This window comes from Inquilinus ginsengisoli (assembly GCF_050434925.1).
Classification (GTDB): domain Bacteria; phylum Pseudomonadota; class Alphaproteobacteria; order DSM-16000; family Inquilinaceae; genus Inquilinus; species Inquilinus ginsengisoli_B.
Window position 1 is genome coordinate 845381 of sequence record NZ_JBNDJK010000001.1, and the last position, 13348, is coordinate 858728.

Here is a 13348-nt window from a genome sequence, read left to right on the forward strand (position 1 = left end):
TCGCCCGCAGCCGCCCTATCTCGACAGCGCCTCCGGCTCGAGCGCGCCGAGGGCGGCGGCGAAATCGGTCATGTCGCCGGTCAGCCGGGCCAGGCCCTTGGTCGGCGACAACGTCGCCTCGTCCATGTACAGGGCGCGGTTCAGCTCGATCTGCAGGGCATGGATGCCGGCGCGCGGCCGGCCGTAATGCCGGGTGGTGAAGCCGCCGGCATAGGGGGTGTTGCGGGTGACGACATAGCCGCGGCCGGCCAGCCACTGCTCCGCCGCCTCGGTCACCGCCGGGGCGCAGGAACTGCCATAGCAGTCGCCCAGCACGACGTCGACGGCGCGGCCGCCGGGAGTTCGCGAGGCACCCTGCGACGGCATCGAATGGGCGTCGATCAGGATGGCGTGGCCGAATTCGGCGCGGGTCTCGTCGACCAGCCGGCGCAGCGCCGCATGATAGGGGGTATAGCAGCGCTCGACCCGCTCCACCGCCTCGGCGAAGCGCAGCTTGCCGCGGTAGATGTCCTTCCCCTGGGCGACGATGCGGGCGATGGTGCCGAGCCCGGCGACGACCCGCGGCGAGCGGGTGTTGACCCAGCCCGGCAGCGCGTCGTCGAACATCTCGGGATCGAGCTCATAGGCCTCGCGGTTGGCGTCGAGGAAGGCGCGCGGGAACAGGGCGCGCAGCAACGGCACCCCGCGCTCCGGCACCCGGCCGAAGATCTCGTCGACGAAGCCGTCCTCGGAGCGGCGCAGCGTGTGCGGGTCGAGCTTCGCCGCAGCCAGGAACGACGGCGGGTAGTCGCGGCCGCTATGCGGCGAGGCGACCACGACCGGGAGGCGCCGATCCTGCGGCAGGGCGATCGCCACCGCGTCGGACGCCGGCGACTGCGAGGCGACTTGACCATCCATATCACCGTCATATCGCAGCGCCCCGGGACTGTCGACGGCGGCTGTCGGCGGAGCTGGCGGGTGCGATCGGTTTGACGCTTGCACCCCCCGATCGATGATGCTACATCGGCGCTCCCGCGGACGACCGGCTTCGGTCGTCCTTCCCGGTGCCGGGCGCGTAGCTCAGCGGGAGAGCACTACGTTGACATCGTAGGGGTCACAGGTTCAATCCCTGTCGCGCCCACCACCGGACCTCCAGAAATTCATCCCCGACATCGGGACGCCGGCTGGCATCCGGTGCGTCGCTGTGCGACAACTCCAGGAATTGGAGGGGAGGGTGCCTCGTGGCCACGAGCATGGTTCATCGCCGACGTCACGTGACCGGCCGCCACCAGCGCGGATGTCACACGCCGATCGCCTCGTTGAGCGGATCGAACCTGTTGCGGAACTCAGCCAGTTCCCGGGTCTGGCCCTTCTCCTCGGCCGTGCCCGGCCGGCCGAACGGGCGCTTGTAGAGATAGATTTGCACGCCCTTGCCGTTGACGTAGCGGCGCTCCATGATCCAGCGCCGGACGACGGGCTGGGGCAGCAGCACGTAGTAGTCACCGTCTCCCGCATCGGGATCGCATAGCTGGCGAGCCTGCCCACGGAGGATGACAGCGTGATCCCGGCGTCGACGACGACCAGGACATCGAAATCAAGGTCGGGTCCATCCGGATCCTCCTCCTGCGTCCAGCCGATCGATTCGACATAGGTCCCGCACTTCGCCTCCACCCTGATCCGGCCATCGAGCAGGAAGTCGTAATGGATGTTGTTCCGCTGCCGGCGATAGGTGGCGTCGACCACCTCGATGCGACCCTTGCAGGGCTTCAGCAGGGCATCCACCGCATCCAGCCCGATCTGCGCGGAGATCCGCTTCCGTTCGTGCGGCGTGAATGGCGAGGGGCTGCCCGTGACGTCGGCCTGAACCGCTTCATTCAGCCTGCGAAGCAGATCCGGGGCGAGCCGATAGTGCGGGTTCGAGATCATCCCTGGCTCCTAATGTATGCCCGTAGCGCTGCAGCGATAATGCCCTGTGCAGCCGACCCCAGTGATCGCACGCGAGGACGGGGTGTCGCTCAACCAGTGGATCGCGTCCGCGGTCGCGGAGAAGATCGGCGCCGCGGAGACGGCGGCCGAATTCCTGAGCCGACGCGCCGGCGACGCCAGGCCTTCGGACCTGCTGCCGTTCCTGGACGCCGCCAAGGACGAGCCGCCCTCGGCCGGGAACGAGCCGGGTCACTGATCCGACGCATTGCCGACTGCAGGCCATGATTCGATTCGGGGAGTGCTCCTGTCGCCGACAGGAGCACGAACCACTCACGTCGTCGGGCAGGCCGGCCATGAGGTGATCGATGTGTCCCCTGAACCCGGCTCCGCCGCCGGTTCCGGTGCCGGGGCGGGCATCTTGGAATGGTCTCCCGCCCGTTCTAATCGTCACCCCGGCAGGCCGTCTGCCGTGGCTTCCACACACCGCTCACGCCTCAGCGGTACCGGTCGGCCTTCGTCAGGTAGCCCTGCACGTAGTCTCGCACGCCATCCTCGAGCGTGTGAAACGGCGCCTGGTAGCCGGCTCGGCGCAGCTTCGTCATCTCGGCCTGGGTGAAGTACTGGTACTGTGCCCGGATCGCCACCGGCATATCGACATAGTCGAATGCGACCGGCTGCCCGAGCGCACCACCGACGGCAAGCATCAGATCCTGGAACGAGCGCGCCTTGCCGGTGCCGAGATTGAACAGCCCGGACACCATCGGGTTGGCCAGAAGCCAGGAAATCACCGCCGTGCAGTCCTTGACATAGACGAAATCCCGAGACTGCTCGCCGTCGCCGAAGCCCTCCTTGTGTGACTTGAACATCCGGATGGTCTTCCCCTCCGCGATCGGCTGGGTGTTCTTCGCGACGAGGCTCTGCATGTCGCCCTTGTGAGTCTCGTTCGGGCCATAGACGTTGAAGAATTTGAGCCCGGCCCATTGCGGAGGAGCATCGCCACGGCGGGCGCGCTCGAGCGCCCACCGGTCGAAGGCGTGCTTGGACCAACCGTAGAGGTTCATGGGCTGCAGCCGCTCGAGCGCCGCCTCGCTGTCGTCGTCGACGAAGCCGGCCGAGCCGTCGCCATAGGTCGCCGCCGAGGAGGCGTAGATCAGCGGGGTACGGGTCCGGGTGCACCAGTCCCAAAGCCTGGTCGAGAGCCTGAAGTTCGAGCGCACGATCTCATCGGCATCGGTCGCGGTGGTCGACGAATTCGCCCCCATATGGATCACCGCCGCGACGCCGGAGCGCCCGGCCAGGAACGGCTCGATCTCGTCCGGGAAGACGATGTCGGCGAAGCGTCGCTTGGCGATGTTGCGCCACTTGGCATCGGTCCCGAGCGCGTCGGCAATGACGATGTCGGTCCGGCCGGCTTCGTTGAGGTCGGCGGCGATGTTGGAGCCGATGAAGCCCGCCCCGCCGGTCAAGATGATCATGATGACTTGTCTCCGTGGGTGGCCACCGTCGCGGGCTGTTGCGATATCAGCCTTGTGGTCGACTGGCCGGGGGTCAGCACCGCCAGGAGCACCGTGCCGCCGCGCGCCCGCACGATGTCCGCGCCGACCACCAGTTCCTCCGTATAGTCCGCTCCCTTGACCAGCACGTCCGGCTGCAGCGCCTTGATGAGGTCGTAGGGTGTGTCCTCGTCGAACAGCACCACCGCGGCGACCCCCTTGAGCGCGCCCATCACCTCCGCCCGCGCGGTCTCGGTCTGAACCGGCCTGGTCGGCCCCTTGAGGCGGCGCACCGAAGCGTCGGTGTTGAGCGCCATCACCAGCCGGTCGGAGGCCGCGGCGGCCTGGCGGATCAGCGAGACGTGGCCGGGATGGATCAGATCGAAACAGCCGTTGGCGATGCCGACGGTAAGGCCGTTGGCACGCCAGAACGCGCGTATCCGCATCAACTCGTCCAGCGTGACCAGGCGGCCGTCCTCGACGTCGAGGGCCTGGGCGCCGCCGTGCAGCGCCATGACGAGTTCCTCGCACGACACCGTGGCAGTGCCGACCTTGGCCACGACGAGACCGGCGGCGTGGTTCGAGGCCTTCATCGCCTCCACCAGCGGGAAACCCGCTGCGAGTGCGGCACCGAGCACGGCGACCACGGTGTCACCTGCGCCCGATACGTCGAACACCTCACGAGCGATCGTCGCGAAGTGGAGCGAGTCGCCCGATCGCGCAAAATAAGACATGCCCTTCTCCGAGCGCGTCAGAAGCACGTCGGCGCCGCAGATCTCGTGGGCCAGCCGGGCGGCCTCTTCGGCCTCCTCGTCGGTTTCGCAGGGTCGCCCGGTGGCGAGCGCGAGCTCGGCGCGGTTCGGCGTGATGATCGAGGCGCCGCGATAGGCCGAAAGATCGCGCCGCTTGGGGTCGACCAGCACGCGCTTGCCGACGGCCTGGGCATAGGCGAGCGTGCGCTGCAGTACCAGATCCGTGAGCACACCCTTGCCATAGTCCGACAAGATGACGATGTCGCAGCCGTCGATGGCTGTGCAGGCGCGCTCGATCAGCTGCGTCTCGATCTCCGGCGCGATCGGCCGGAGAGTCTCTCGATCGATCCGGGCGATCTGCTGGCGATGGCCGAGAAGACGCGTCTTCGTTGTCGTGCCGCGGCTGTCATCGAAGACCGTCGTCGAAAGATCGACCCGTCCGACCCGCTGGAGCTCTTCGGAAAGCTGAGCGAAGGCGCTGTCTCGGCCGGCGACACCGACCAGGGTGACCGTTCCGCCGAGCGAGGCGATATTGGCGGCGACGTTGGCGGCACCGCCCGGAACCACGCGCTCCGACGTGAGCCGAACCACCGGCACGGGTGCTTCCGGCGAAACGCGGTGAACCTCGCCCTCGATGTAGACGTCGAGCATGAGGTCTCCGACCACTGCAACCCGGGCGGCCGCGAACCTCTCACTGATACCCTGCATCCCTCGCCTGCTCCCACACGCTCAAGGCCTGGTCCGGTCGCCGGAGGTACTGTCATCTCTGCCGTGACGGGACAATTCGGAAAAGGCCGAATAGAGATGATACAGACTGCTCGCCGGAACGAAGTCGAGCAGCGCCCGGCCGTCCGGGTCGACGCGGTCGATCCAGCCGGCGGGGAACGGGCGATTGAGGAACGTTTCAATAAGGACGCCAGCCATCGTCGCAGCGACGTCTGCGGCTCGGGGATCACCTGAAGCATGACGAATGGCAGCCGCCTTGGCCGCTTCGGCATGAGGCCAGAGGCGGTGCGAAGGCTTGCGCGGCCTGAGGTCGAGGCCGACCTCGTCGAAGCACAGGCCGTCTCCGGTCATGCCGTGGCGGCAGGCAGCCTGCCACAGCCGGTCGACGGGTATACTCTGATCCGTTCCTGAGAGGGCGCCGTACCACTGCAACAGCCAGGCCCATTCGAACTGGTGACCGGGTTCGAAGAACTGGCCCGCGGGCTCGTCCGGCAGCATCGACCAGTCAGCGTCGTAGTGCTCCAGCAGGATGCCCGGCTCGTCCTGAAACAGCTTGGCGCCGAAATGCGCCACGATGGCCCCCGCCCGGTCGAGGAACGGGCCATCCGGCAGGGCCTCGTGGAGTGCAAGATAGGCTTCGAGCAGATGCATCAGCGGATTCTGCGATTTCGATCCGCTCGGATCCGGATGACGGTCATGAAGGCCGAAATGGCGTTCGTCGATCAGCCGTCGATCGACGAACGCCACCGTCTGGTCGATTGCACGCCGCAGCCGCGCCTCGCCGGTCAGGCGATACGCCGCCGCCAGCGCAAACAGCACGAACGCGTGGGTGTAGCTGTCCCGGGTTGCCGAGATCACATGCCCGGAGGACGAGACCGAGAACGACACGCCGTCCCGCAGATCGCCACCGTCGCAGAACCGCTTCAGCAGCCCGTCGAGCGCTCGCATCGCCGGTTCGGCGCCGGCGGGAAACACCCCGACAAGGGCCGCATGGCTGAAGACGAAGATCTGTCGCGCCTGCACCATGGCACGGTGCGGCACGTCGTCCATCGGGCGGCCGGCGAAATCAAGCCGCTCGCAGAACATCCCCCGTCCGGCTGCGAAGCCCTCCGCCGACCAGAACGGCAGAAGAACCCCACGCATGAGGTCTGCGTAACGCGAGAGCGGCGAATCGATCACTGCCCGATATCCGATCTGAGATGTCCCCCGGCGGGACGTTCTAGCCGAGTCGGGCAGGGTAGGCGAGCGCCATGGCTTGCTCGCAACCGCGCGCCGGAGGCGGCGGTGCCGTCAGTCGTCCCCGATCGGGTGCGATTGGCGGATGTCAAGACACTGGGCAACGAAGTGGTCAAGATTGCCCCCGGTGAATTTGAAGCCCCACACGCCCGCCGCGGCGGCAGCCTCCATGTCACTGTCTCGATCGCCGATCATCAGCGATCGTTCGATCTCGGTCGGATAGTCGGAAAGCGCTTTCAGGAGCATCCCCGGTCTCGGCTTGCGGTCCGGATGGTCTCGACGATAGGCCTGGACGGTGGCTTCGGGAAGGAAAGGGCAATAGTAAAAGGACGCGATCGCGCCGCCATGGGCGCGAATCACCTCGCCCATCCAACGGTGCAGGGCCAGGACATCGGCCTCGCGATAAAAGCCGCGGGCGATCCCCGACTGGTTGGTGACAACGACGACGCGATAGCCGGCCTGGCGCAGGCGGACGAGGGCGTCGAGCGCCCCTTCGATCCAGACGATATCCACCGGCCTGAACGGGTAGCCGCTGTCCTGGTTCAGCACGCCGTCGCGGTCGAGCAGCGCCATCGGCCGAGTTGCGAATCCGTCGTCCGCCTCCGGGGACTTCCCGAATATGAGTTGATCAGGCTCACGAACCATCAGCCGCCACGCCAAAAGCTTTCAAATTCTTTGCAACTGCAGCAATCGGTATTTCCCGGATGCAGGAATAGGGATTGCTCTGTCCAGTACAAGTCGGGATGTTAAGGCATGGATAGCAGGGCGGTGGATTGGCGTTGCTTACGACGATCGTCCCGGGGGGAGTCCAGACAGTTGTAATATTCGAACCATAGATCATGATCGCCGGCGTTCCGATCGCGTGGGCGGTATGGACCCCGAAACTGTCGAGGCCGATCAGAACCCTGACATCTTCCAGGCTGCGAAAAAATCCGGCCAGCGGCCCCGCGACGATCTCGATGCCCGGATCGTCGGCGTCCGGCAGACAGCCCTGCAGATAGCTTCGATCCGACGGCGCACCGAATACCACCACCCTCAGGCCGCTGGCGCGGATCATGGCGATCAACGCGCGCCAGTGCTCCTGGGGCCATAGCTTGCACTCCTGGCTTGCCGTCGGCTGAATGCCGATCCGGTCGCTGCCCGGGCGATGGGCATACGGCTTGCCGGACGCATCGTACAATCGGGAATGAGCCGGCACCGTAGCGCCCAGAGCCGTCGCGACACGCTGGATCGCCGAATAGCTGCTGTGGTCATTGGCAGGCGTCATGATCCGGTGCTGGACGAATCTCTCGCCGCCGGTCCGGATTATCTTTGCCAGAGGATGGCCCTGCCCCCAGGTGATGCTGGTATTTCCGGAGGGAGAGATCGCCCATCCGAGCAGGTTTTCCCGAAAATCGCCCACGACGTTGACCACCCGGTCGAAGCGCTTCAGCCGGAGCGCTGCCACGGTCCAAGCGAGTTTCATCGCGGCCTTGAATCCGAAATTCTTGGCCGTGCCCATCGGAAACGACGCGTAGAAGATCTCCGAAACCAAGGGGTTGTTGGAATAGAGCTCACGGAACTGCGGACGAGTGAGGACGGAAATCTCCACTTCCGGCTCCGAGCGCCCAAGCGCTTCGATCAAGCCGGTCTGGACGACCGCATCTCCCAGATTGCGGGCTTGGATAACAAGAATACGCTTTTTGGCCATGCTAATTTTTCTATCGGGACCTTGGTCAATCGGCGGCGGCAAGGCACCGACTATGCCGTTCGCGCTCGAAAAATCAATTGGAAGGTGCCGCTGCGGGGATCTGCCGGCGTCCTGATCACCCTGCCGTCAATGCCCTTGGGTTGGCGACAGCGAACGCCGCATGGCCGCCCTTGAGGACGGGCCACCTGCCTCCACCTCCAGGATCCCCACCCGCGTCTCGATCTCCACCGCCGACACCACCCCCTCCGCCTGCTCGATCTCGCGGAAGCAGCGATACATGCCGTCGTTGAAGCGGATGTCGTCGAACACCAGGATCCAGCGGCCGGCCAGGCGCGGCAGCAGCAGCTCGGCCTGGGCTTTGACGATCTCGCCGACATGGATGCCGTCGATGAAGGCGATGCCCGGCCGGCCGAAGCGGATCTGCGCCGCCTCGAGCCCGGCCTCGAAGGTGTCGGCCACCGCGGTGAAGCGCGGGCTGATTGCGGCCAGGTTGGCGCGGGCGATCTCCTGCCACTGCCGGTTCGGGTCGAAGGTGACCAGCCGGCCGCGGCGGTTCGCCGCCAAGCCGGCCAGCCAGTACATGCCGGAGACGCCGAAGGCGGTGCCGATCTCGACCACCGTCCAGGGCCGGAACCGGCGTACCAGCTCGACATAGACCCGGCCGTATTTGTGGCTGGTGCGGACGCTGTTGCTGGACCGCTTGAAGCTGTCGTCGGGCGCGGCGAAGTCGCGATAGCCCTCCCACAGCTCCTGCGGGCCCATCTCCTGCGTCAGCCGGGCACGCTCGGCGATCAGCCGCTCCTTGGCGAAGGGGCGGGGGCGGATCAGCTCCGCCACCACCTCCTCGCTCAGGAAGGCCGTGGCGCGCCGCCGGCGGATCACCGCCAGCGGCGCCTGTGCCGGTTCCCCCATCCTAGGCCGCGAGCGGGAACGGGCAGGCCTCGCGCAGCGCGGCGAGGTCCGGCATCCGCTCGGGAATGTACCGGCACAGCCGCGCATGGTCGGGCGTGACCGTGCCCAGCCCGGCCAGGTCGAAGGGCTCGACATCCTTCAGCCCGACCGAGGCGAAATAGTCCTCGAACTTGGTGTTGCCGCCCGGGATCTGGGTCTCGCTGGTCGACATCACCGCCCAGCCGACCGGGATGCCGTAGGCCTGGGCCACGATCAGCCCGTGCAGCGAGGTCGAGATGATGTGCTCGCATTCCGAGATCTCGTCGAGGAAGGCCTCGATGCCGTCATAGGAGCCGCGCATGATGTCGATCACCTTGACGTCCGGATGCACCTCCAGCGGCGCCGCCACATGGGTGAAGTGGCGGATCAGGCCGAGCTTGTGCTTCTTCGTGCCCTTCGGCTGGTACAGCTGCGGCAGCAGCAGGGCGACGTCGCCATAGACCTGCGGGCACTTGCCGCCGCTGTCGAGCACCAGGCGCCGGGTCAGCGGGCCGCGCACCGCCTTGTACACCGCCTGCGGATGCAGCTTGTCGGTCAGGCGCGGGCTGCCCGTGCCCCAGACCGGCGTGCCCTTCTTGGCGAATTTGATCACCGAGCCGATGACGAGGGCGCCGCTGCCCGCCGCCACCCAGCGCGGCGGCCGCCCGGTCAGCTTCTCGACGATGTAGGGGTTCAGGATGTCGCCGAAATTGCCGGGATAGGGCTGCTCCATCCACCACAGCTGCGGCCGCTGCTTCAGCGGCAGCTCCGCCGCCTTGGCCCGCTGCTCCAGCCCCAGCCGCAGCATCCGGCCCTGGGCGAAGGCCCTGCCCTTGACGGTGCCGTGCTCGGCCAGCTCGCCGGCGTAGCGCAGCCCCTCCTCCGGCAGGTGGAACTCGATGCAGAAATCCACCACCCGCTGCAGCAGCGCCGACAGGCGGTCGCTGTACTCGCCCTCCTGCCGCAGCTGGGCGACCCGGCCCTCGTAGAGCGCCAGCGCCGCCTGCTCGCCCTCCTGCCGGCGGGCCAGCCGGGCCAGGGTGTTCAGCGGGTCGTCCTGCGACGGGTCGAGATCGGTCATCTTCTTCAGATAGACCGCGGCGTTCTGCAGTTTGCCGGCCTTCAGCTCCTGCTCGGAGATCGCCTTCAGCACCCGGTACTGGCGCGACGGCTCCAGGATCGGCGCGTCGTGCTGCGCCACCTCCTTGACGAAGTCGCGGACATTGCCGCTGTCGCCGAACGAGAACCAGGCATCCGCGGCCCCCAGCTTGTCGCCCCAGGCGATCCGCTTCGGCGGCAGCAGCGTCACCTGCAGCTGCTCGGAATGCGCCCGCCAGGCCTCCTCGAAGAAATAGTCGTCGGTGCCGCGCTCCTTGCTGCCCTTCTCCAGCTCCACCAGCTGCTCCAGCAGCCGCCGGGTCGGGGCCGTGTAGTTGAAGAACAGGAACCCGGGATGGAACGTCCGCGCGAAGATGAACGGATCGTATTCCCGGAAGTACTTGAAGTTCCGCAGGAACGCCGCGAAGTCGCTCTCGCTGCGCAGGAACGGGTCCGGCCGCTTGATGATGCGGGTGTCGATGTCGACCCAGATGATCGGCCGCTTATGCTCCTCCAGCTTGCGGGAGTAGTAGTTGACCTTGTAGCGGCAGATGTCGGCCCAGTTGGCGTCGGGCCCCAGCTTGACCTCCTCGAAATCATACTCGATGTCGAGCTTCTTGCAGTCCTCGGCCAGATGGTAGGCGGAGTCGTAGTAGTATTGCTTCCCGCCGTAGAAGCTGACGACGACGGCTTCCTTATCCATGGCGCGCCTCTTCGAGCTGGAGCAGCAGGGTGGTTTCGTCGAGCTGGGCGATCTCGTAGATCGGCCGCTCGACCAGGTCGGACTCGCCGAAGGTGAAGATCCGCCGGCCCTCGCGGGCGATCTCGGAGCCGAGGAAGCTCTCGATCGCGTTGCGCACCGCCGGCAGGTCGGCCGCCTCGACGATGACATGCGGCGAGCGCGAGCGGATCGCCCGGATGCAGTCGGCCCGGTCCTTGGCGGCCTGGCCCGACAGGCGCAGCCGCACCAGGCTGGCGTCGTCGCAGGCCTTGGACAGCTGCTTCGCATCGGCCGTATCGCACAGCTTGATCGCCGCCCCGCCGCCCTTGCCGTTGAGGGCGCGGTACTGCTTCAGGATCGGCTCGCCCTTGCTCTTCTCATAGGCCACCGACACCGATCCGGCCTTGGAGACCAGGGCGCCGAAGGCCGAGGCGAAGTAGAGGAAGCCGGGGTCGAGATCGACCACCTTGTCGCCCGGCTTCAGCACCTTGGCGGCGCAGGCCAGCGTGCTGTTGCGCCACCGCCGGGCCTCGATCTCCGACAGCTCGGCCTCGATGCCGTCGGCCGGCACGGCCAGCTGGATGGCATCGGCCGTGGTGACCACGACATGGTCCGGCAGCACGATCTCCTGGTTCTTCGATGGCTCCTCGGCCGCGGCCGTTACCGCAGGCTCGGGCGCCTTGGCCGCGGGGGCCGGGGCCGGATCGATCGCAATGGCCTGGACCGCGACGACCGGCTTGCGGTCGAAGGCGGCCGCGAACTGCTCGACATTGTCCCGCGCGCCCGCGATCGCCGCCGATCGCTCCTCCTCGCCGACCGGCTGCACGAACTCGATCGCGTCGCCGATCCGCAGGTTGCGGTTGGCGTGGTCGAGCAGGACCGCGGCGCGGGTCAGCGACGGGAAGCGCTCGGCCAGCGCCCGGCCGCTCTTGCTGGTCGGGCCGCAGACCTGGACCAGCGGCGTCCGCCCCATCACCGAGAACAGCAGCCCGTGGAAGCGGGAGCTCACGGCCAGGCCGGCCGAGGCATAGAGGTCCATGATCGCCGAGACGTCGAACTCGGCCGCCTTGACCACATGGATCTCGCGCCGCTGCCGCAGCCGCTCGTAGATCGCCTCGTCATCGACCGAATGCACCACGCCGACCACCGTGGTGTAGCCCTTGCCGAGGGAATCGATCGTCTCGTCGAGATAGGCGTCGATCGTGCTGTCGCGCTTGGCCAGCCAGCTTTCCAGGCTGTGGCTGAGCGACAGCACGGCGAGGTTCGGGTCGCGCCGGACCGGCACCGGCCGCGGCCCGTCGGCCAGCAGCAGGGCCAGGTCGCCGGTGGTGTGGACGTTCTTCAGCCCCACCGTCTCGGTCAGGGTCTTGGCGTCGCTGTGCTCGCGCACCGTGACCAGCCGCGCCAGGGACAGCGCGTCCTTGTAGGCGGCGGCGCCGAGCGTGGTGCGGATGCCCTGGGCGCCGACGCCGAGCACGGCGGAGGGGACGCCGCGCTCGTAGGCGTAGCGGATCGGCGCGGTGTAGTTCGAGACGTTGCTGAAGCTGCTGTCGTAGAGCAGTCCGCCGCCGCCGACCACGATCAGGTCGGCAGTGTCGATCACGGAGTAGTCGGGGTTGGGACCGACCAGATCGACCTGGTCGAAGCCGTTGCGGTACAGCACCTCGCGGGCGCCGAAGCTGACCGCGTCGTCGCCGACATTGCCGACGCCGAAGGCCGAGACCACCACCGCCCGCCGGTCGGAAGAGCGGGACCGCACGCGGATGTCGCGCTTGACGTAGTCCAGCACCGGCTGGCTGTGGCGGCGCCGGGCGACGTCGAGCACCGACGGCTTGGTGCCGCCGCCGTGCCGGGCGAACACCACGAAGACCTCGTTGGCGTGCACGATATCGCCATGGATCACCAGCGCCTGCAGGCTCTGCCGCGGCAGGCGGGGCATCAGCCCCTTATGCACGATCGCGCGATCGGGAACCGGCGATTTCAGCTGCGCCGCCGCGCTGTAGGGGATGATCCGGGCGTTGGCGAGATCCTTCGTCAAGGTTTCGAACAGATAGTCTGGAACCAGAACCTCGTCGCCCGGCGCAAGCTTCAGCGACGAGATCATGTCCTTATGGTGCTTATCCACTGTCCCCTCCGAGAAACCGTTGAAAGGGGGAGGGTGGCGCGACCAGCTTTCCGCGACTCCGGAAGGGCCTCTTCCGGAGTCGCGGCATGACGGGCCGGAGCCCGCCGGCGTGCGGCCGGCAGGCGGTGGCTGTCATCGCTGGAACGCCCGGATATCGGCGCTACGGGGCGTCGGGTCTCGCTCTGGGACGCCGGTGGTCGCTCGATTCCATCTGATCCCCCTTCACTGAGGTGCGCGGCCGCCAGCGGCCGTCCGGACAAGCCGGCACCAGCCGATAGTCGCGACCGCCTTCCCCTGGATTGGGCTCCAGATCAGGCACAATGGCGCCGAAGCGCCATTCACCCCGCAGGCTGAACGCCTTGCGATAGGGTTCGTCGGCCGCAGGCCACAGGTCTTTCTGACATTGTTCATGTTGCAGCGCAATCTGTAATTCGTCTTCTCTTTTTACCCCAATAAAGATTGTAATTTATATTATTTATTCATAATCATTGGCTCTGAATACGGCATTTTATGCATTCTATATTTAGATACAGGACTTCTATCTCTACCTTAGGACCGTCTGACAGATTTAGCAATCTTGCATGACAAATCCACCGCCGCGAAAGCCATAAATCCTGGTTTCAGCGCGAAAATGCCGACAGATCTCCGCCGAAATCTGCCGCATCTGCCGCC

At 66.7% G+C, this 13348-nt stretch carries 11 protein-coding genes and 1 tRNA gene; 2 read left to right on the top strand and 10 right to left on the bottom strand.

All coding sequences use genetic code 11. The annotated features are described in order from the left end of the window. Positions 1-15: 15 nt before the first annotated feature. Positions 16-897 carry an N-formylglutamate amidohydrolase gene (locus QFZ27_RS04170; RefSeq protein ID WP_429224829.1) on the bottom strand — a complete coding sequence of 294 codons (882 nt, stop codon included), beginning with the start codon at positions 895-897 and terminating at the stop codon, positions 16-18. 151 nt (positions 898-1048) lie between these two features. Here QFZ27_RS04170 and QFZ27_RS04175 point away from each other — a divergent pair. After that, a tRNA-Val gene (locus QFZ27_RS04175) sits at positions 1049-1123 on the top strand. Between the two features lie 156 nt (positions 1124-1279). Here the strand turns inward: QFZ27_RS04175 and QFZ27_RS04180 are convergent. After that, positions 1280-1471 carry a hypothetical protein gene (locus tag QFZ27_RS04180; RefSeq protein WP_429224830.1) on the bottom strand — a complete coding sequence of 64 codons (192 nt, stop codon included), beginning with the start codon at positions 1469-1471 and terminating at the stop codon, positions 1280-1282. Between the two features lie 480 nt (positions 1472-1951). Here QFZ27_RS04180 and QFZ27_RS04185 point away from each other — a divergent pair, with 480 nt between their 5' ends. After that, on the top strand, positions 1952-2161 hold the full coding sequence (locus QFZ27_RS04185) for a pilus assembly protein HicB (RefSeq protein WP_429224831.1): 210 nt from the start codon (positions 1952-1954) through the stop codon (positions 2159-2161). Positions 2162-2399: 238 nt separating this feature from the next. On the opposite strand, the gene rfaD is transcribed toward QFZ27_RS04185, so the two are convergent. The 8 genes from rfaD to QFZ27_RS04225 all read right to left on the bottom strand — a co-directional run bounded on the left by rfaD (position 2400) and on the right by QFZ27_RS04225 (position 12676). Further along, on the bottom strand, positions 2400-3380 hold the full coding sequence (gene rfaD / locus QFZ27_RS04190) for an ADP-glyceromanno-heptose 6-epimerase (RefSeq protein WP_429224832.1): 981 nt from the start codon (positions 3378-3380) through the stop codon (positions 2400-2402). Beyond that, positions 3377-4858 (bottom strand): D-glycero-beta-D-manno-heptose-7-phosphate kinase, encoded by a 1482-nt coding sequence (gene rfaE1, locus QFZ27_RS04195; RefSeq protein WP_429224833.1) that lies wholly within the window; start codon positions 4856-4858, stop codon positions 3377-3379. The genes rfaD and rfaE1 overlap by 4 nt, the downstream gene beginning before the upstream one ends. A 21-nt stretch (positions 4859-4879) precedes the next feature. After that, complete coding sequence (locus tag QFZ27_RS04200; RefSeq protein WP_429224834.1) at positions 4880-6055, bottom strand: AGE family epimerase/isomerase; 1176 nt, start codon at positions 6053-6055, stop codon at positions 4880-4882. 111 nt (positions 6056-6166) lie between these two features. Next, the gene (locus QFZ27_RS04205) at positions 6167-6685 is read right to left on the bottom strand and encodes a D-glycero-alpha-D-manno-heptose-1,7-bisphosphate 7-phosphatase (RefSeq protein WP_429224835.1); all 519 of its coding nucleotides are present in this window, start codon (positions 6683-6685) and stop codon (positions 6167-6169) included. Between the two features lie 61 nt (positions 6686-6746). Then, on the bottom strand, positions 6747-7802 hold the full coding sequence (locus QFZ27_RS04210; RefSeq protein ID WP_429224836.1) for a glycosyltransferase family 9 protein: 1056 nt from the start codon (positions 7800-7802) through the stop codon (positions 6747-6749). Positions 7803-7928: 126 nt separating this feature from the next. Further along, positions 7929-8714 (bottom strand): class I SAM-dependent methyltransferase, encoded by a 786-nt coding sequence (locus QFZ27_RS04215; protein ID WP_429224837.1) that lies wholly within the window; start codon positions 8712-8714, stop codon positions 7929-7931. Between the two features lies 1 nt (position 8715). After that, positions 8716-10533 (bottom strand): polysaccharide pyruvyl transferase family protein, encoded by a 1818-nt coding sequence (locus tag QFZ27_RS04220; protein WP_429224838.1) that lies wholly within the window; start codon positions 10531-10533, stop codon positions 8716-8718. Continuing rightward, the gene (locus QFZ27_RS04225; RefSeq protein WP_429224839.1) at positions 10526-12676 is read right to left on the bottom strand and encodes a polysaccharide pyruvyl transferase family protein; all 2151 of its coding nucleotides are present in this window, start codon (positions 12674-12676) and stop codon (positions 10526-10528) included. Before QFZ27_RS04225 ends, QFZ27_RS04220 begins: the two co-directional genes overlap by 8 nt. Positions 12677-13348 lie beyond the last annotated feature (672 nt).